Origin of the sequence: Paenibacillus sp. IHBB 10380 (assembly GCF_000949425.1) — a bacterium.
GTDB lineage: Bacteria > Bacillota > Bacilli > Paenibacillales > Paenibacillaceae > Paenibacillus_AQ.
In genome coordinates this window covers 57,535-77,734 of record NZ_CP010976.1, presented here as the reverse complement: position 1 = coordinate 77,734, position 20,200 = coordinate 57,535, and the positions used below count along the sequence as shown (strand labels likewise).

Annotated in this window: 14 protein-coding genes and 4 pseudogenes; 1 reads left to right on the top strand and 17 read right to left on the bottom strand. The window is 35.9% G+C overall.

Features of this window, described 5'->3' with window-relative positions; translation table 11 throughout:
- Positions 1–57: 57 nt before the first annotated feature.
- A pseudogene (locus UB51_RS00340) lies at positions 58–1,249 on the top strand (IS256 family transposase).
- Between the two features lie 8 nt (positions 1,250–1,257).
- On the opposite strand, the gene UB51_RS00335 reads toward UB51_RS00340, so the two are convergent.
- The 17 genes and pseudogenes from UB51_RS00335 to UB51_RS28610 form a co-directional block, all read right to left on the bottom strand.
- The gene (locus tag UB51_RS00335) at positions 1,258–2,040 is read right to left on the bottom strand and encodes a radical SAM/SPASM domain-containing protein (protein ID WP_044875576.1); all 783 of its coding nucleotides are present in this window, start codon (positions 2,038–2,040) and stop codon (positions 1,258–1,260) included.
- Between the two features lie 71 nt (positions 2,041–2,111).
- On the bottom strand, positions 2,112–3,197 hold the full coding sequence (locus tag UB51_RS00330; protein ID WP_044875575.1) for an aminotransferase class III-fold pyridoxal phosphate-dependent enzyme: 1,086 nt from the start codon (positions 3,195–3,197) through the stop codon (positions 2,112–2,114).
- Positions 3,198–3,209: 12 nt separating this feature from the next.
- A complete protein-coding gene (locus UB51_RS00325) occupies positions 3,210–4,445 on the bottom strand; it encodes a PLP-dependent aminotransferase family protein (protein WP_044875574.1) in 1,236 nt (411 codons plus the stop codon).
- A gap of 53 nt (positions 4,446–4,498) precedes the next feature.
- Positions 4,499–6,058 carry a serine hydrolase domain-containing protein gene (locus UB51_RS00320; protein ID WP_044875573.1) on the bottom strand — a complete coding sequence of 520 codons (1,560 nt, stop codon included), beginning with the start codon at positions 6,056–6,058 and terminating at the stop codon, positions 4,499–4,501.
- 29 nt (positions 6,059–6,087) lie between these two features.
- Complete coding sequence (locus UB51_RS00315; RefSeq protein ID WP_044875572.1) at positions 6,088–6,336, bottom strand: acyl carrier protein; 249 nt, start codon at positions 6,334–6,336, stop codon at positions 6,088–6,090.
- A gap of 135 nt (positions 6,337–6,471) precedes the next feature.
- Positions 6,472–7,728: a nucleotide disphospho-sugar-binding domain-containing protein gene (locus tag UB51_RS00310; RefSeq protein WP_160297213.1), complete on the bottom strand. Its 1,257-nt coding sequence runs from the start codon at positions 7,726–7,728 to the stop codon at positions 6,472–6,474.
- A gap of 25 nt (positions 7,729–7,753) precedes the next feature.
- On the bottom strand, positions 7,754–8,512 hold the full coding sequence (locus UB51_RS00305; protein ID WP_044875570.1) for a phosphocholine cytidylyltransferase family protein: 759 nt from the start codon (positions 8,510–8,512) through the stop codon (positions 7,754–7,756).
- A gap of 10 nt (positions 8,513–8,522) precedes the next feature.
- Complete coding sequence (locus tag UB51_RS00300) at positions 8,523–9,146, bottom strand: gamma-glutamyl-gamma-aminobutyrate hydrolase family protein (RefSeq protein WP_044875569.1); 624 nt, start codon at positions 9,144–9,146, stop codon at positions 8,523–8,525.
- Positions 9,143–11,452: a PEP/pyruvate-binding domain-containing protein gene (locus UB51_RS00295; RefSeq protein ID WP_044875568.1), complete on the bottom strand. Its 2,310-nt coding sequence runs from the start codon at positions 11,450–11,452 to the stop codon at positions 9,143–9,145. The genes UB51_RS00300 and UB51_RS00295 overlap by 4 nt, the downstream gene beginning before the upstream one ends.
- Before the next feature lie 16 nt (positions 11,453–11,468).
- Complete coding sequence (locus UB51_RS00290) at positions 11,469–12,230, bottom strand: class I SAM-dependent methyltransferase (protein WP_044879794.1); 762 nt, start codon at positions 12,228–12,230, stop codon at positions 11,469–11,471.
- A gap of 48 nt (positions 12,231–12,278) precedes the next feature.
- Positions 12,279–12,791 (bottom strand): adenylyl-sulfate kinase, encoded by a 513-nt coding sequence (locus UB51_RS00285; protein ID WP_044875567.1) that lies wholly within the window; start codon positions 12,789–12,791, stop codon positions 12,279–12,281.
- Positions 12,792–12,830: 39 nt separating this feature from the next.
- Positions 12,831–14,585, bottom strand: a complete 1,755-nt coding sequence (locus tag UB51_RS00280; RefSeq protein ID WP_044875566.1) for a hypothetical protein — start codon at positions 14,583–14,585, stop codon at positions 12,831–12,833.
- Between the two features lie 133 nt (positions 14,586–14,718).
- Positions 14,719–14,968: pseudogene (locus UB51_RS29515) on the bottom strand (transposase); the annotation flags it as partial.
- 1,817 nt (positions 14,969–16,785) lie between these two features.
- Positions 16,786–16,908: a hypothetical protein gene (locus UB51_RS29365; protein ID WP_324607736.1), complete on the bottom strand. Its 123-nt coding sequence runs from the start codon at positions 16,906–16,908 to the stop codon at positions 16,786–16,788.
- The gene (locus tag UB51_RS29360) at positions 16,901–17,149 is read right to left on the bottom strand and encodes an NUDIX domain-containing protein (RefSeq protein ID WP_324607734.1); all 249 of its coding nucleotides are present in this window, start codon (positions 17,147–17,149) and stop codon (positions 16,901–16,903) included. The genes UB51_RS29365 and UB51_RS29360 overlap by 8 nt, the downstream gene beginning before the upstream one ends.
- A 494-nt stretch (positions 17,150–17,643) precedes the next feature.
- Positions 17,644–18,930 (bottom strand): annotated as a pseudogene (locus UB51_RS00270) (IS110 family transposase).
- Between the two features lie 182 nt (positions 18,931–19,112).
- Positions 19,113–20,170 (bottom strand): annotated as a pseudogene (locus UB51_RS28610) (serine hydrolase domain-containing protein).
- Positions 20,171–20,200 lie beyond the last annotated feature (30 nt).

The following is a 20,200-nucleotide window of genomic DNA, read 5'->3' as shown; positions in this document are numbered from 1 at the left end:
GACCTTTTCTTGTAGAATTGAGTTACCACACAAAATTCACAGAGAGAGGTCTTCCCTATGAATCATTTTACAACAGATTTAGTTCAAGCTCTAGTCACAAAAAAAGATGTGACGGAGGTTTTTCGTAATCACTTAGAAGCTGCCATGAATCATCTGCTAGAGACGGAGCTTACTGCATTTCTAGACTATGAAAAATATGACCGTATAGGCGTAAATTCAGGTAATTCTCGAAACGGTGGCTACTGTCGAACGCTTCATACCGAGTATGGGGACCTGCAGTTAAACATTCCTCGAGATCGTAATGGAGAGTTTAAGCAACAGACCGTAGCACCGTATAAACGCTCAAATGACACGCTAGAATCTTTCGTTATTCACATGTTTCAAAAGGGTGTCACGATGACGGAGATTGCCGACCTAATCGAGAAAATGTATGGTCACCACTACACGCCGCAAACCGTATCGAACATGACCAAAGTAATGGTCGAACATGTCGATGCTTTTATGAAACGACCACTTGAGAAGCGCTATGTGTGCGTCTATATCGATGCTACCTATATCGCGGTTAAGCGTAAAACCGTATCTAAGGAAGCGGTCTATATTGCCGTAGGAATTCGTGAGGATGGCACCAAGGAAGTACTCACGTACGCCGTTGCACCGACCGAATCAGCTTACATCTGGAAAGAACTGCTCCAGGACGTGAAAGAGCGTGGTACCGAACAAATCCTTCTGTTTATCTCCGATGGACTCACAGGCATTGTGAATGCGATTCAGGAGATCTATCCGCATGCGAAGTACCAAACATGCTGTGTTCACTTAGTTCGTAATATTGCCCATAAAGTTCGAGTCTCAGATCGAGCAGAAGTCTGTGAGGACTTCAAATCCGTCTATCGATCCGACGATGAACGATGAACAAGCTGGTAAAGAAGCGCTAAAAGCCTTCTGTGACAAGTGGAAAACCGCTTATCCTAAGGTCATTAAATCCCTACGAGAAAACCCCTATATCTTTACGTTTTACAGTTTTCCTAAGCCGATATGGAGAAGCATTTATTCGACGAATTTAATCGAGTCGTTTAACAAACAGATTAAGAAATACACGAATCGTAAGGAGCAATTCCCCCATGAAGAAGCACTAGAAAAATTCTTGGTTGCACAGTTTGAAAGCTATAACCAACGCTTTGCTACCCGTTGTCACATTGGTTTTGATAAAGCTCGTTCAGAACTGCTAGATATGTTCTCCACCAAAGACTAACCCTAGTTCTACAAGACCAGTTTATTCTCATTTACACATAATTCTTGACGCTGCCCATAATAAATATCGTAATATTTGGTATAAGAGATCCAAGGGTGATTGCAGTTTTTGCAAATTTCAGGGCAGGTTGTTCTGTCTAAAAGCTTTTTTTTCGTGCTTGCTAATATGTTTTGGTAAGTATCTGAATTAACAATTTCTGTTAAAGAGGTGTCGTTAATATTCCCAATTTCATAAGTATTGTTCCAATCAAAACAGCATAGATGTACATTTCCGTAATAATCAATGGGTAATTCAAATAATGGTCTTTTACATCCTATTTCGTTAAAATAATCTCTCGAGTAGGCGTCGAGACGATCATCAAGTTCCCAGTCAAAAATGTGTACATTTCCGTGAAATTCCTTTATCTGTTCAAAAAACGAAATATCCTTCTTGAAATAACAAGTAATACAGATAAAATCAAATTTTTTTAGAAATTCATTTTTTTCTACATTTCTATTCAACAGTAACCCGTTTGTCCACAATAAATACTTGCAAGGTTGAGCTTTTTCAATTATTTCTAATAATTTATCTTTGTGAAGCAATGGCTCATTGTAGTTATGGAACGCTACAAAACCGTTAAAATTCATATCTTTTGCCTGATTGATACTTTCGACTATTTTTTCAACGGTAAGATGTTTTTCTTGTTTGAGATAAGTTCTAGCGTTAATCGGACATTCTTTATGGCATTTCTGTAAATTACAATCATCACCGATTTCGAAAGATAAAATTGTTGTCTTTGATAGATCTAGCATTCTTTATATCCTCCCCTAAAATCCTATATACAAAAATATTTTATAAAGTTATATTAAGCGGTTACAAATTGTTACTCTCCACTAACCGCTTTGATAGTCTCTTTCATAATATCAAACGTAATAATGACTTCTGCTTCCTCTGTATCTATAGGGAAATTGATATAAAGTAACCTATCTTCACAATGTCTAACAATAATCTTCTTTGAAAGAAGTATCTGCCGAAACATTTTTACTCTCATTTTTGATAAATTCTCATTAAAAACCAAAACAAGAATGAGTCCTGAAGTATGGAACTGCTTTATCACATCATTTGCATCAATGGAACTGTAACCATTTTTTATCCAACTGTTGATTGTCTCAGTCTTATTATTAATGAACATCTCATTTTTGCGGCTATATCCCAGTAAATCATTTGCCCTCTGAATGGCCAATTCACTTAAAGATAAATTTGATTTTATTACGTCCATTTTTTTCAGTAGAGTATTATTATAAAATTGCTTATTAAAACATGCAGCTGATATTGAAATACTTAATCCTAACCCTTTTGAAAAACAGATGACATGCGGAGTCACATGATTAAATTGTTCAGATAACAAGAATGTCCCCGATTTCCATACTCCCGACCGAACCTCATCCACAATTAGTATATGATGGTTTTGATCAGCAATTCGTTGAATATTCTTCATGATGTTAAACGCCTGACTGCCATACTGGGCAAATAAATATAATGGTTCTGTCAAAATAATGCAGTTAGATGCCTCCATCAGGCCATCTGCTATCAATTCTCCCTTTTCGTCAATAGAAAAGTAACATAATTCAAGTTCTTTAAATGAACGGTCTGCATTATCTACATGCATAATTTCTAATCCATGATAAACTTCTTTCATCTTAAATAATTTAGTGCATTTATACTGGTGCTGACTTATCAAAACTGCTTGATCAACTGCCTGGCTTCCGCTGATGTAACACAAAAGCTCATATTCCCCGATATCCTGTAATTCATCCTTAATGTTCTGCTTTAAAAGTTCGTAACCGTATGAGTCATTATAATTAATACCTTTGGCCAGTATATCTGTAGAACGCTTTGTGATTTCTTCAGGAATCTTGCGGAATACACAATTCCAATCATCCAAATAAATATTCTGTTTAATATCCATACTATGCCTCCTTTAACGCTCAGTAAGAATACGAATGATATTCTGAACTTTATTCTTGTCAATCATCTTTCCGAAACAGAATTTCATAAGATGATCTTTCTTTATTTTTAACTCATCTGAAATTTTTCTCTCTATTATTGCGCTAGTTAGAATATCTCCTACGATTTCTATACCCTCATCCGTAATTTGATGCTTAGTTATCTCTTGAACACCAATTCGAATACCCCATCCACCGTTAAGAGAAGGGATCAATGCACCATTAACTATTATGTCAATCCCGCTTAAAAGATCGATAACCTCATCAACGCTACTTTTATCACCGCATTCGATCCAGAGTTGGTGACATGCTGTATAATTTAAATGCTCCAATTGCACGTGTATACCATTTTTATTCATAATTTCCGCTAGTTTTCCGGCATTGCGGACAGTTTCAGATGCATACATCTCGAAATATTCCTTTCCCTTTTCAAGGACAAGTCCAAGACATGAAACATCTGCCATATGGTGATGTGAAACAAAGTGTCCACTAGACTGTTCAAACTGCCATTTCAATAATTTACGATTAGTTGCAAAAACCGCTTTGTGAGGGCCTGGGAACGTTTTATGTGTATTCGCCAACATAATATCCGCTCCTTCTAACAATGGTTGTTGAAACTGATTCCCCAAAATTAGACCGAATACATGAGAAGCATCATATACAAGGATCGTTTTTTTCGGTAAAACTTCCTTCAGTTCCCTTATTGGTTGAGGAAAAGCTACCATACACAAATCGATATATACCATTTGGACACGTTCTAAATCCTTGAAGGATTTCAATTTCTCTACATCAATCTTCCATTTTTTTTTATCAAAAGGTAGATACTCTGATTCAAGGCCAATTTTTTTGATTATACCGCTTGTCTCAAGATGACCTCCATCTTTTGGATCAAGAGATAGCACTAGATCACCAAGTTCATTGAAAGCCGCGATTGTTGACAACATGCCATTTAAACCGGAAATCGGTTTTACACTAACAAACTTACAATCTAGATAGTCCTTGAGCATAGATTCTACGTTATTTTCAATTTCATCTAGATAATAGCTTGGATATTTCCAAGTTTCAGTATTGTTAAATGAATATCTGGAGAACAAATCTAGCATAAAAGGAAGCCGTTCTTCAACATCCGGTATATTTTCACTGGCCACAAGTCTTAAAGTATCATAGCTTTTTAACTCATTTTTCATTATCAATTCTAGTATTTCACTCACTACTATATTCTCCCTTTCGTCATCATGTACTCTACGAGTAGCAGATACATTTTTCATCTGTCATAGCGTATATTTCCGACAATAACGTAGTTTTCTCCAAAACAAACAGGTTCACCATTCACTTTTTTAAATAAGTGGTCCCGTATATGGATAAGTCTATATTTCTTGTTGAGATACAGCCAGCCCTGCTCACATGTTACTTCAATTTTACTAATCCTGTTATACAGAGATATTCTCTGGCGTTCCTCTCTACTACTTGTTCGGGAGATATCAAGACAATATCTACCTAAAAACCTCAGGTATTTCGTCCCCTGATACTTCGGATCATTCGTATTAGGGGGATCATTACGGTAAAAGTAATTAAAATACGAATAACCATTCACATATACAGCACAAATATCATTATTTACCATTTCGAATTGGACTTCTAAAACATCCTTTATTCCGACTGTAACAAACTTATTCTCTTCTAGACATTGGAGTGGTATCCAATCCTCACCAAAGCAGTTTAAAAACAAACAACTATCAGTTTCTTTGATGTAGAGTATATGATTGTCACAAGAGAGATAGCTTCCTATCTTATCTAAACAAATATACGGATAATAGTATGAAGTATTAAATAATTCATTCCCCGTAAAACTAATGTTCTCGAGTTCTGATATCAGATTGTAGAAAACATCATAATCATCTAATTCTTTCAGTACTCTTTTATCAAATCTACTAAAATATAATACAAAACCCAGTTTATACTTCTGGGACCACATTATTTCGATAAAGTTATCCGAGTACATACCAGTTAGTATACCAATGAAGGTATTTCCTACTCGAATTATTTTCATTCCTAAACCAAATCCGGAATACTGTCCAACTTTAACATTAAAAATTCTTTGTACTCTATCCAAAATTCCTGCTCTAAAGAAGTTCTTGGAATATTCCTGATCAGTAAAAGCACGTAGGCTTTTAAGCAAATCCTGGATCGAACTAACCATTCCCCACGAAGGATTTTGACATATATTTATATTTTGATAATAGGTATCAGTCATTTCTAATTTGTCCAACACTAAATCGCAGATTAGCGTTTCGAAACAGATACCATAAATCTGGCTAAGAATATAGCCAATTAAATCATAATTTAGATTAGAGTAGTTGTAGTTCTTTCCAGGAAAGAATAAAAGCTGACTTTCGTTAATACTGTCGATATGCTCATTGACAGAATTGCTCATAAAGAAATTGTTTCCTACCGATGCTTCATGTTGTAATCCCGAAGTATGGGACAATAAATGTTCGAAAGTGATAGAAGAGGCACAGTTGACATCTTCGTATTTTAATTCAAATTGAGGTAAATATTTTGTAATTGGATCTTCTAATGCTACACGATTTTCTTTTTCGGCAGCAAAAAAACAAAGCATGGTATAAAGTTTGGAAACAGAATATACGGGGAAAGGTTCAGCTAAAAGCTTGTCGGTCCCCAGCTCATGATCCCCGCTTGTCCAAATAACATGTTGATGTATCAAACCAGCACTGATTTGAACAAATGGGTATTTATCTCTAAAGTATCGAAAATTATTTTCGCATATCCAATAAAACTTATTGTACGATTTACTCAGTTCCACAGACCTACCCTTTCTCAATTGAAATTATCTCAAACGTTCTGTTTTTCACATATTTTGTTAACCATATCCTCAAAGGTCGAATATTGTTCTATCAGCAAATCATCGTCTTCAAATTCAATGTTGAATTCATCTTCCAAGAACACTAGCAATTTTATAAACGCAATAGAATTCAATCCCAATTCTTGAATTGATGTTTCCAAAGTGATTTGCTGTTCTTCACTTTGAAGAAGTTCTTTTACCTGATTAGCAACCAAAATAACTATCTCATTCTTTTCCATGTAATTTAGTCTCCTTTTTTTATAGACTACAAAACAAATCTGTTTCATGTAATTTGTATTTGCTTTTCTTATTGTCTTAGTGACGCCTTTTTACATAATATTCTTACCTCATTAAGAACTAATACCCCCTTTGTTTTAATTATTATGAATTAATGCTTGGATCTTACTGACTACATCATCCAGTCCCCCACACTGTTGCATTTCCTTTGAAATGCTTGCACATGCTCTTTGAATAGAGGGATTATACAAACAGTCCTCAATCGCACTCAGTAATTGTGTAGGGTCAAATTCACCATCAATAACACGACCAATCTGTGTACGCTTTACATCTTCAGCGACTAGAAAATGATCACCTGTCTGTGGAATAACCACTACAGGTACACCAAAGTGAGCCGCTTCTCTTACACTGTTCACACCGCCATGTGTTACAAATACATCAACATGTTCAAGTAGTTTTATCTGCGGCAGGTGGTTTCCTATATGCCATTCAGATGGTACATCAATAAAATCCTCCAAAACATTTGAATCTCCAATGCTCATAATAATATTTGCTTCATACCCACGTAGTGCATTAATACAGGCTTTATACAAATTTTTATTATTATAAATAGTACCTAGTGCTACATAAATTGTCTTTTTACACTGTGAAAGATAAGAAGTAATATCAGCCTTTTGATCGTCATCATCAATGATAACGCCTACAAAAGCATTTATTGACTCATCTATTAATTCTGGATGAAGCTGAAAACTTCGTGAGGTATAAATAAAATTTAAGTCCCCACTGCCGCTATAATTCATCGTGAAATGGAAGTCTTTAAACTCTGGATAATGTTGATGAAGCATCTTATCATAAATGCGAAGTAATGATTTTATCGAATTCCCATTAATATTCGGTTTTTTCAAGATACAACGGGCAAACTCTTCAGGATAGTTCGTGATCATTTCCTGACTATAACAATATGGCGTCCCTGATGAGATACACCTTATCCCTAAGCTTTCTGCAATTAATTTCCCCCAGATAGCAATATTGTCATATAGAATTAGATCTGGATTTAAAGTCTTTATATATTCCAAATCAATTTTTGAAATGATGCGTGTAATATCAAACAAATGATTGGAAAGCTTCCAGAGCTCTTCTAGATAATCAATATCAGGATCAAGCCCTTCACTCATTTTTTTTTTATTATACGTACTATCTTGCAAATTGAATAAGGCTTCGATTCCATCAGAATAATGACAAAATTGCACTCCTTTTTTCCGTATAAAATCTTTAAAGCTCACTCCTGAAAAATAGTAAACCTGATGACCTTCCACTGCCAACTGCTTCGCTATTTTCAGTCCGTAATTGACATGACCGAAAAGCGGTATAGAAAAGAATATGATATTTGACAAATTGATCGCTCCATTCCGTAGTGTTCTACCCATTCGAATGAGTTGCATTACTAATTCCCTTGCTAAAATGCTTCTCATATAAACACAAGTCCGAAAAAGAGTCACACTCCAGCCACATCTCATCCGTATCGACTACCTTAATCACGTGGTCTAAAAGAATCATATGCTGTAGTAAAGTCGTTATCTCCAGCTTATCTATAGACTTATGTAAGGAATGCTTTATCGTCTGTTCTACTTTTCTCCAACCTGATGGTTCAAAATAAAGCATTCCCATATACTGGCCCTGAACTTCTTCTTGTGTAGACGGTTTTCTTCCGATGTCTATCAGTTCTCCATTTTCGTACTGAAAAGTCTCCAGATCTTCAAAAGGGTTCTGGAACCGCATTTTCCACAGATCCAAATATCCTGAATAAGAACTGATTGCTATCTCACTTTTGCTGTTAATCAGTTTGTCCACTACATTCTCATGAAATATGATATCCGAATAGGTGACGATACATGGTTCGCTACATAGCCATTCATGAGCCATTGTCAATGAAAATAACATCTGGGTCTGGTCCCATAGATTATTATAAAAAAAATGAACGCCTTCAGCACAGATCATTTCTTTTCTGTATCCAGTAACTATACCGATATTCGACCGTTCAATTCCCGATTTCTCTAATGTTTCTAGACAATGATCCAATAAAGTCTTGCCAAAAATCTTTACAGTGCATTTAGGTTGGCTATCTGTCACTGCACCCATACGGCTGCCTCGGCCTGCTGCCAAAATAATTGCCTTCATGCTAATCCCTTCAATATGGAGTATTTTTATATATTTGACCATGCCAAAAATTTTTAAAAAGAAGTAAATCTTTTGGATTAAATTGATTTTCCCTCTCAGGGTGCCACATGATCCCCAGTATAGGAAGATACTGATGACCGATGCACTCGACAACACCGCCTTCCGTCTTAGCGAGCGCAATTAATTCTGACGGCATTGTGTCTACAGCAAGCTTATGATAACTATTTACCTCTCTGTTAATGATCCCATTAACCATATGACGACTTGAAACATGTTCATCAATAGGTTTTAATGTCCCCCCAAAGTAAATCACCAAGGATTGCATTCCAAGACAAACACCGATGATCGGTATAGAATTGTTAATGGCATAAGATATTAACAATGAATCTACTATATCTCGTTCTGAAGGGTCACCACCATTGACTAATGAAGTGTTACCTCCAGTAAGAAGTATCCCATCAGGTTTTACAGCTGAGAGTATATCTTGAACTACATTGGGTACATTAGGAAGAGGTAGAGGGATTCCACCAACTTCTTTCAAAAATAACGCCCATCTTTGATCCAGTGCATCCCTTCTTTCTTGATAATCAAGTATGTAATCTTCACGTTGACTGATGCAAATTAGTTTTTTCATTGTAATATTTCAATCTTTTTGTTCGCACAATTGATATGTAAAGTTTTGGATTGCTGATATTTTAAAAACATTTTTTCACCTACTCCAATAACCGCAGGAATTCCTAGTTCTCCCGAACGAATAGCCATATGGGAATTCACGCCACCATAAGCAGTAATAAACCCTAATATGTTACATGAAAAAATCCAATCATAACCCGGGTCTGCAGCTGGAATCAGTAAGATTTTGTTACTTATTGCCTCTCTTCTGAAATCATCAGAACAAACATCTCCTGAAACTTCATTTAAAGTAACAAAGTTAGGTGTACCTGAAGGCAGGGAGAATGAGTAAATATCTTCATATGACAAAATGACCGGGGGCATCGTAAGACTTAACTTCTCCGCATACTTTTCTTTACCTATTGCAATAGATTTAGCAATTACCGCATGAATATCATCAGCAGAAGAATATAATTGGTCAATGATATTACAGTCCATGTGTGCTATTTCCTCCCGTGAGAATCCATATTCACTTCCTAATTTAGCTATTAACTCCAAACAATCAGAAAGGCTACGGCTGAAAATGAATTTTGCGTATTCACGTCCTTCTATGCTTGCTTTTATAAATCCGAAAAATGAAAGAACATCGCCTTCTATACCATGCTTATTCATTTCTTTTTGGATGGCTGAGTATTGGTCAATTTCAAGTGTGAATGATTGCTTTTCTTTCACCCTAGCTGATTGCCTATGGGAACCAAAATAAAAATCTGGTATCATATCATATCGCTCAGAGGTGATATCATATGTCCCTGGTCGCAAGTGACCATACTCTTTAATAAATTCACTAAATGATAAATTATTCCAATCACTACCTAAGTTTGAACTCACAGTCTCCAGTGATGCGATATAGTTTCTGCAATCCTGGTCTGAAAGTACACCTATAGAAACAAGGGAATTAAGAAGCGAAACCGCAATAAACCCTGCCCGAGCGAGGCCTGCAAAAGGTAATGTTCCATATCTTGCACAGTCTTCTAACAACCAATAGATCTTGGATATCAAATCTAGATCGCTATCCATAACTATCTTGTGGCGCGCCTTAAGTGTATTAATCTTTTGGCTATCCTCGATCCAAAGTCCGTTTTTCATATTGATAATGTTATTAGTCATTTTGTGCAGCGAATGTTGGAGAGCTTTCTGCTCTAGCTTTGTAAATCCATGAGCGCCTAACGCTTGGATTTTATCAGGCAGGTCAAAGGTATAACAAGATAAAACGATATCAAATTCAATCTTGTCATGCTTATCGGGAGTTGCAGCTAGCCTATCAAGATAATAATCCACCAGTTTTCCACTTAACAGTTCATCGGTGTCTTTTGGGATAAACGAGTTAAAGCTCGTTCTGGTGTCGATATACGGGAGGCCGCATAGATCTACCATTAATGGAAAACTTCTTAAATTTTTGTAGCCATAATTATTTCGCTGGTATGCCCATACTCCATTTGTAACCAATCTACGGTATAAAGTCTGAGCCAACATTTTAGGCCGTATTCCAATAATTTCAGCAGGATTCCAGTCGGGCATTACTCCATAAATTGTCCGTTTTCCGCTCACATATGGTTTTATTTTCATATCACGTTGTATAAACGATTCGACCCTTTCTAATGCCTTACGCTGTTCTTCATAATCAGCAATTGGTATTTTAAGCACAAGTGGGCGAGCTTGTAGGAGAAATAATTCCTCGTCTTGATTGAATGCGAATTCGATATCAATACTTTTATGATTAAATAATTCTACCATTTCTTCTGCAGCTTCAACGAGCCTATCCAATCGTTTTTCTCCGCTTTTCTTATGGTGGAAGATATAACTTATGTTAGTATCTACTCCCTTGCCTGATGTGATTAAATCAGTGGAACCGGTATTATCATAGTTAATTACATAGTAATTACCACCTGTATTAGGATCTATCGTGAAAATTACACCAGACATAATGATATTAGTCAGCATAGGCTGAACAAATATCTGATTCTCCAAACAACCATCGACAAATGTTTCTGCAACTTCTGTGGCTGCTTCAATGACATTTTCTGTTGAGACATTGAAAACGGACATAAACTTTCCTGCTTGAGAACTGTTGATAGAATCTTCAGTGAGTGCAGAGGAACGGACGATCAGTAAATGATTAGCAAACTGCGAATTAATAGAGTCGATAATAAAGTCTGGCTGTGTTTCCAACATCCGAACTGTAAAACAATATTGTGACAAAACCTTACTTTTAACAACTTTCCCCTCTACCTGTTTTAAGGTTTCGGCCTTTGTGGAAAAATTCAGCATTGATTCGCACCTCAGTTCAAACTACTTCATTTCTCAAAGCGACCCATATTCGGGTAGTATAAGGGACTTTTACAAAACCATTCTCATCATGTTTTAAAACACTATTTCTGATCTCATCTATAATATTTTGGAACTTGTCTTGAGCTTGCCTATATAGAGTCCCGTGAGATTTCCAACCTTCAATGAAGTCTTCCGTTGGAATACTCATTATTGCTGATTCTTCAATATAATCTAAGCATTTAAAAAGACCTGAACTCTCAATTAAAGCAGACTGATCTTCTCTGCGGCTTCCATAGCTATAATTTATAATATATTTTTGAATTATTGATTCTATTTCCTGTTGTAAAGGATTGTCCAAACCACGATGATTCCACATACAGGCAAAAAAACCATTAGGCCTTAGGATGCGATAGCTCTCCCTGAGTGCGGCTATTTGATCACACACATTAAACGAAGAACCAAATGTGACCAAAGCAAATTTCCCAGTTTCCATTCCAGTCTCTTCCCCTACTCCATCAAACCATAAGACATTGGAAAGCTTACAAGTCCTTTTCATTCCATGTGCTCTCATTTTCGAGTTAGGCTCAACGGCGTAAACCGTATGTCCTTTGCTTGCCAGCATATGTGTAAGATGAGCAGTTCCAGCCCCTACATCACATATCGTACCTGGTTCAGACAGTTTTACTTTCTGTAGCATACTGTCAATAGCTGATGACACATATTCTGGTCTTTTCAAATAAGCATCTGCCAAATCTGTATAATCCCAATTAACCTTCATGAACACACGTCCTTTATCATTTTTCAAAGAATTAGTCACATGAAAATCTCATTTAGAGCCTAGTTGTACCTGCGATAAAATTCTTCCAACGCATTCCTCCACAGAATAGACGCCATCATTTTGTATAACTATGTTCGGATTTTTAGGTTCCTCTATGTCTTGATCAAGTCCAATTATTTGAGAGTGAATTCCAGAATCAAACCCGCTATATAGTTTTTTTTGGTCCCTCTGACGAAGAGTGGAAAAGGAGGCTTTGATGTATATTTCAAAATATCCCGAAATATTTTCCATATTCCATGCTCTAACGCTATCGAACATAGAAACTGTACAGCAAATTACTATTAGACCCTGTTCAGACAGCATTTTGCACAACCTGGAGTATATCATTGAACATGATAATCGATCTGAAACTCCATAGCCCATAATTCCCCCGAAAACATCGCGGAGAAGATCCCCGTCAAGAAAAACAACACCAGGATGTTCAACTTTTATATGTTCGTGCAACTCCATACCGATAGTAGTTTTACCAGCTCCTGGTAAGCCTGTTAACCAATAAACCATACTGTCACTCCCCCTATCCAACTGAATAAGTTTTCAATTTCAATGTTTCTTTTCTGCTGGAGAGAGTAACCGTGGAAAGAGTACTTCATCATATTTACTTTTCAAGTAACCAGATCTTAAAGTATCAAAAATCCAACTTCTTAAAGTTACAGCATTGGGGACATCAGGCAAATGACCATATAAGTTTTGATGGTACTTCTCAAAACGAAATGGAATTTCAAATAGCTCCATAACTAGTTCATCTTTTAACACATATTCTTGCAAATCGAAAGACTCATAACCATAATGCTTATAAATGCGTCCATAGAATATTTTCAAACGTATGTTGTCAAATTCAGAAATCATATCGCTAAAATCTCTTGTCAAAGGTGTCAGATCGAAACCAGTAATAAGTTTGCCTTCACTATCAACCGTAGGAGTTTCCACCAATAACATTTCCTTTTCAAAAGGGATATTCAGCAATTCACAAGCAGCCATCAGCATTTGCGATGGATACAATTTTAGATCTTCAAATCTAAAGGCGAAGTAGTGGTTGCAATATTTGGAATCGACCATATCTGAATATCCATATTCAGAATTCAGTACAAATTTTAGCAATCTTTCTGTCACTAAATTTTTTCTCTCATATCCACTCAAAAATGCACGTATAGGATCACGGACGCAAGTCAGGACTGTTAAGTATTGAAATTGTTCCATGATATGGCTGTATGCTTTATGGAAATTGAGCAAATGAGGCTCAAACAGGATCAAAGGGACTATCCTAGGGTTTTTTTTCTTTCTCAAATAACGAAGTAGAAAAATAGCCTTAAAGATTTCAATGACATTAAAATGCTGCTTGTCTTTAAAGTGTGATTCTGCCTGAGAAAATAATTCTTCTAGATCCGCTAATTTAATTGAAACCTCTTGTTGATTAACAAATGATTTTATTTGATCAAGTGTATACGTTTTATGTACTTTAAAGAGGATTTTTACAAAGGTAGGGTCCTGTGTAATCAACCTGTCATTTATTGTAGAGAGAATATGGAAATCGCTTTCAAAAGCATATTCCACTTGGGAATTATTCCCCAATGCATCGAGAGATAGAGCTGTACCTGAATATGGACGATTTGCCCATATACACAACCGCTTTAACTCCTCTAGTCTGACGGGTACCGGAGTCATACTGCTATAATCAATTCCGAATACTTCTTTAAAGTCAATAGGATATTTCAGACGTTCCTCTTGCCCAAGCAAGAAAACGAACTGATGGTTTTTAACCAAGGCAGAAAAATCAATCAATTGCATTAGGGCATAGAATAGATCAGGGTTTTCATAATACATGTATATATGGTTATCTATAGCAACATCTTCGCTCATCCGTACATTATCCATTAAAAATCTAAAATTAAACTCATTTGTTTCGTTTTCAACAAGCAACGGTTCCTTAATTTCAGAAAAAAAATATGCAGTCTCACGTTCAGAATTGGTTTCGATCCATCTGTGCGTGAAAGTAGATTTATCAAATAAACACGATTTTTTTTCATCAACTTTAAAAGCATAAAAACTCAGCTCCTCATATACTGGAACATCCTTAGGAAAGAAATAAGGATATTCTAAAAACAGGTTTCGGTTTAATTCATATCTGTTCTTCATCATTTTCAGGCTTGGTTCGTAAAAATCTTTTATTAACATGTTGACAACTATGTTCCCGGCGTCTTCATCGTTACATAGTTTCAACAATAATTGAAATCCGATATCACTATTTCCATTTTTAATTTCTAAGATCGCCGCTCTATATCTAGTATATACATCCATATTTCGTACTCCTCAAACCATTAATAAATTCAACATTTTGATAATAAGTAGATCACTCGATGAATTTTTTTTCAAATTTCTTCGTCAATTTTAGGCTCAACAAAAAAATCAGTGGTTGATATTTTCTGCCAGATAAGCGATGGCAATTGCATTCGACTAAAATGCCGGCTGTGTAGCAAACGCGATTGCGATTAAATAGTGTCTCCGCTGATAGGCTTTAATGCGATTATGGCGGCCTTCTACGGTGGCATTCGTCCACCGGCAATATGGTAATTGATAATTTCATTCTGCCAATGACGAATGGTCTTCAAGGTACGTTGAATAGCTTCACGATCCAAATTCTCGCCTTGCTGAAGCCAACGGTGAAAGCCGTCGATGGCTATTGTAATTTGTTACTTTTTAGATATTTTCGAGCTTTATAGATAATTGATTCGCATACATTGAATATTTAAAACTTATAAGGAATTATTTGAAGATTTTTTGTCGAGATACTACTTTTATAAATTGTAAGTAATTCTAGAGCCTATACACCGAACTTTGAGATCCTAAATATCCATCAGATGAAAATGTTTGTATTGTTTTTCATTTAATAATCATTTTGGTATTTCAAGAGATGTGTAGCAGACCTATCAATGTTTGTAGGAAAATTAAGTATTAAACACACTAAAACTAACTGAGAGTTCTTCCGTATACAAATCGAAAGCAGAGATTGGAATAAGTTTAGTCCAATTCTCTATTTCCTTAATACGGGAAGACAGTAAGTATTTATTAAAAAATCACTACTTTCAATAAAAGCTTAAATTAAGGTTTTCTCCATTCGCCTTACTTAAAAAATAAAGCGCTTTTTCTTGTTGTTTAACGAATACTTAATGATGTCTATTTCGATAAATTCTCTACTATCGCATAAACATACATAGATAATTCTACAAGATAAATATTAAAATATTGAAAAATAATTGTAAATAATAACAAAATATATATATTACCTCTTTTTTGTATAATACAACATATTTCATCATCCAACATATGACAGTTGTCACTATGACATTATTACAAACGCTACAAAATAGTATGGTGTTAGAAACTTCTGAAAGCAATTTTATGTCTCTAAAAAATAGTACGCCTATTTGAGACGTACTGGAGTCGTTCGGGATTAGGAGGTAATACATTAGTTTTGTAACTTCAAATTGATGTCTTTAAATGGATTTTAGATTGATCTTTTCATTTTTTTAAAATCTATGATAAAATATCATGATTTTGAGATAATATATACTTAATCTTTTATATAGCAACTATTGAATCTAATAAACTTCGCAGGAAAATTTCTTCATTTTTTTTTGACCAATTAAACTAATTAACTTATGGACCTCTTTATAATTTTCAGTAATAACAAGATTCGATTTACTTTACTAATTTTTCGTCTTTATCTTTTACATAATCGTTTGTCAAAAAAAAAAGCTATTCGTTCTTGCATAAGTTTTTTGTGCTCCCATAAAACATGAAACGCTCTAAGATCTATGGTGAGGCATTCCGAGGATATTACATTAATATGCTCATTAACTCGGTCATACACCTCCAAGCCAAATATCATTGAGTCTTTCACATCATTTCTTGGATCAGAGCATTGTGAATGTAAACTGTCTATTATTTCATTTTTAAACTGAGGCAAACAAAAACTATACCCTCTATCTTTGATAAAAGCTCGACTGAATCTCTTATAGAATACTCGGAGTGATCATCGTTAATGACGGAAGCTATTATTTCCTGAAAGGAGATTTCAATGTTACTATAATAACCATCAATACAATTATCGGCAGCATAAAACTTCTTTTCAAAAGTATTGATCCCGTAAATAAACAGATCGTGTACTACACTAAGTTTAGATTGATTGATATATTTATGATTCACATATAGGTAAATACCATAATTTTTATCAATTTGTTCTTTAAGAAAAGGCTATGTTAAATTCTAATCATGATATTTGACCATAAGAAAACCGCCTTGGTGAAAAGGCGGTTCATTGAGCTATCGTTTCCATTAGTGCAAAGATTTTTAAAACACGAGCCCTCGTACAACTAAACACGCCTTTGAATCTTGACATTACATTCTGACGTTGTCGCAGTGACGTACTCCATTTAATTCACATTGCCGTTAAAGTTCAAATAAGCTTCATAACGCATGCGGATTATGGGTAAAGTAATCAAATCCAGAACATTTCACTTTGGAACCCACTACACTCGCTCGTTTCATCAGAAGTAGCTAACTCTCCACCCGCAGCTTTGCACACGAAATCAAACATGACCTTCGTAGGAACATCAGTCACACCCGTCATACCACTTATGTATCGCTGTATTCGAAACAACACTAATTAAATGGCTAACAGTGGCGTCTATTCCACTTTCCTCTTTGATTTCACGAATTACGCCATCAATCAGGTTTTCTCCAACTTCAGTTATCCCACTAGGATACACCCAACCATCGCCATGGGCTTTTACTAATTGGATATTTCCATTTCCATCTTCTACAACTCCGCCTGCGGATACAATATGTGTCGGAAACGCCATTTCACGACCTCCCAATACGGTAAAGTTGTATATTTATTCCACATGGTTCCTGTGGTACTCACGAAACGATTGAACTAACCTCCCTCTATGAAGAAAGCATTATCTCACATTTCCTCCTGTTTTCTTAAGTTTTCATAGCATCATTGGTATTTGAGCATTTGAATACTGGAAAAGGGATGAATTAAAGGATAATTTTAGATACGTGGGGAAAAAACGATCCTTATATACTTAACCACTCATATCCAAAAAAATGGCAATAGTTGTAGTTATGGTCGCACTGATGGATGTCCACATATTTCATGGAGGTCTACCCTCCCAATTCTCACAGAGTCTTCGCTCTAAAATTCCTTCGTCCAACCTTACCATGATGTGGATGTCAGTTATGCTGCCCGACAGGATCTTTGTCCGTATTATAGTTGTTTTACTGACTAATCCGTTAATCCGTGCTTCAAATGTGGTTACCTGCTACTTTACTTCAAGAATTCAAAGGAAACCTAAGCTACTCTCGTTAGTTCTGCCATATGGGGAATATCCCTTAACATATGCTCTTCACTGAATTCACACTGCTTCTTGCCAATCGTAAACAGAATCCGTATAAGCTTATTACATATTGCGATCAGGGACTGCATTTTCTTCAAAGGATTATTTGACCGTGTTGTAAAATATTGATGTAAAGCCTTGAATGCACTATTCTTAGCGACTAAACGCATGGCTACTCGAAAGAGAAGCGCCCTGAGTGCTTTTCTCCCTCTCTTTGTAATCTTTGTTTGTCCCTTATGCTTTCCAGATGTATTCTCCCTCAGACTCAGCCCAGCTAATTTTATGATCTGCTTAGGATGAGAGTAATAACTGAGGTCTCCTACCTCTGAAAAGAAGCCTGCAACCGTATCTCTACCAATACCCGTAATCGCTAACATTTGTTCAACACCTGGAATCTGTTCAAGTAAACCATCTATATTTGAATCCAGTTCTTCGAATCTATTATTTATGAGTTCATACTTATCTATTAACGTGCGTAGCTCTAATTTAGCCATTGTCGAACCCTCAAGCATGCCAATCGAATGACTTGCTGCTTCTTTGAGTTCAGATATTCTACTGAGTCCAATCGCACGGCTAACAGCTTTTCTGAGATGCGTTAAGATCTCATGATCGGAAATCTTGCTTAATTCATGTGGTAATACATTTAGCCTTAAAAGCTGTAATGCCGACTTTCCTTCCCAGTCTTTAAATACGGTAAGAAACTCAGGGAAGAAGCGATCTAGCCAGTTGTGGATTTGTCCTTGAACCGCTTGTAGGTCAACAGATAGAAGATCCCGTATCTTTTTCGCCACTCGAAGTTCTGCGTACACTCCCTGTCGAATATTGGGTACAGCATATCTCCCATCTTTGACTAACTGTGCAATTACCCTATCATCTTTCACATCATTTTTTTTAGGTGAATTGTCGTCTAGCTCCTTGCTCTTCTTTACATGCATCGGGTTTACTACGACAAATTGAATACGTTGATCTTTAAGAAAGTGAGCTAGATTGAGTCAGTAGTGACCTGTTGGTTCCATTCCTACGATCACTTTTTCCATCCCTTGATCTTTCATTAGTTGTTGAATCCAACCTAGAAAGTGATTGAAATCTGAGTTCGTATTTTCAAAATGGAAAGCCTTCTTGAACTCCTGCCCTCTAAAATCCTGTGCGCGTGCAACGTACTTGTACTTAGCGATATCTACGCCAACTATTAGCGTTTGAGAAGTGATTTGAGCTATCTTCTCATTTTGGTTATAATTCATATTAACTGCCTCCTGATATTCGAATTCGTCCCTTTTGCTGGCCAGCTTAGGACAATTCTTATGATATCAAGAGGTCTTTTATTGTTCAAACGTCATTCTTACTCATTTCAGGAATGCTGCCCGTTAGTTGAACAAATAAAAAACGGCTGCCGAAGCAACCGCTATTCCACTATAGTTCCCCGTTAGCTTAATGATTTTTCTCTACATATGACTGCTTCAAATATTTTTTTGCCTGTAGAGTCTATCATAGTTCCTTGAGAAGGTTCTTTTTTAGTAATCCATTTTATTAATTGAGCAAAATAATAATCCATAAGAGAATTCGAGAAAAAAGAATAATTTGATAGCAATACAACTCCTACACGGAGTTCCTTGTTGAAAGCTAGATAACTATTAAAACCAGCTGAACCCCCGTTATGCCAGAGGATACCTTTATCTAGAAGTTTATCCTCACCCCAGCCAAAATAACGGTTTGAATTTCCGATCCATATAGGGAGATGACTTTTTTGTAGTGTAGAGGCTATCGGATTATCATCATTTAGATTGGCTTGGACAAATAAACTCAAATCGCTAACAGATGACTTAATACCCCCAGCTCCTTCATGTATAGAAAGATCCCAATGAGGGACTCTTTTCCCAGTTGAAGCATGTCCATTCAAAAACCTGCCATCCTGTTCTGAATCAAGCATAACGGCTGTCTCATTCATCTTTAATGGACTCGTAACAGTTCGTCATACTTGCTTCCTGACACCTTACATAGAATGTTTCCCAGTATGGCCATACCGATATTGGAATATTCAAACGAACCAATGCTATCCGTGTAGTCAGCATTAGATAAAAAAGCAGTTAAATCTTGCTCGGTATACATTGAATAAGGATTCGATCTTTTTTTAGCCAAAATGTGGTTGGTTGCCAATATAGGTAATCCAGAGGTATGAGTAGCAAGGCTTCTCAAGGTAATTTTATTCAAATAATCGTTTTCAGCGTTCTGCACAAACTTACCAACCATGTCATCCGAGGAAAGCAGTTTTTCCTGTTCCATTTCTAATAAAAGAATTGATGTAAAAACTTTGGTTATGGATCCGATTTCAAACAACATATTCTCAGGAGGGACCATACTTTTCTTTTTACTATTACAAAACGAAAAGTATTCAATATCTCCCTCCCTAATAATCCCGATAGCAAGATGTAAATGTTTCTTATCTTTCGTGTAATCTGATACAAAATTATGTAAATCCTTCATAGTAAAAGTTACTCCTTTTAGTTTAATGAT

Bases quoted from the DNA above. Each gene is read 5' to 3' on its own strand.
- UB51_RS00335 (WP_044875576.1), bottom strand. From the start codon at position 2,040: ATGCTAGATCTATCAAAGACAACAATTTTATCTTTCGAAATCGGTGAT.
- UB51_RS00330 (WP_044875575.1), bottom strand. From the start codon at position 3,197: ATGGATATTAAACAGAATATTTATTTGGATGATTGGAATTGTGTATTC.
- UB51_RS00315 (WP_044875572.1), bottom strand. From the start codon at position 6,336: ATGGAAAAGAATGAGATAGTTATTTTGGTTGCTAATCAGGTAAAAGAA.
- UB51_RS00305 (WP_044875570.1), bottom strand. From the start codon at position 8,512: ATGAAGGCAATTATTTTGGCAGCAGGCCGAGGCAGCCGTATGGGTGCA.
- UB51_RS00300 (WP_044875569.1), bottom strand. From the start codon at position 9,146: ATGAAAAAACTAATTTGCATCAGTCAACGTGAAGATTACATACTTGAT.
- UB51_RS00295 (WP_044875568.1), bottom strand. From the start codon at position 11,452: ATGCTGAATTTTTCCACAAAGGCCGAAACCTTAAAACAGGTAGAGGGG.
- UB51_RS00290 (WP_044879794.1), bottom strand. From the start codon at position 12,230: ATGAAGGTTAATTGGGATTATACAGATTTGGCAGATGCTTATTTGAAA.
- UB51_RS00285 (WP_044875567.1), bottom strand. From the start codon at position 12,791: ATGGTTTATTGGTTAACAGGCTTACCAGGAGCTGGTAAAACTACTATC.
- UB51_RS00280 (WP_044875566.1), bottom strand. From the start codon at position 14,585: ATGGATGTATATACTAGATATAGAGCGGCGATCTTAGAAATTAAAAAT.
- UB51_RS29360 (WP_324607734.1), bottom strand. From the start codon at position 17,149: ATGGCGTTTCCGACACATATTGTATCCGCAGGCGGAGTTGTAGAAGAT.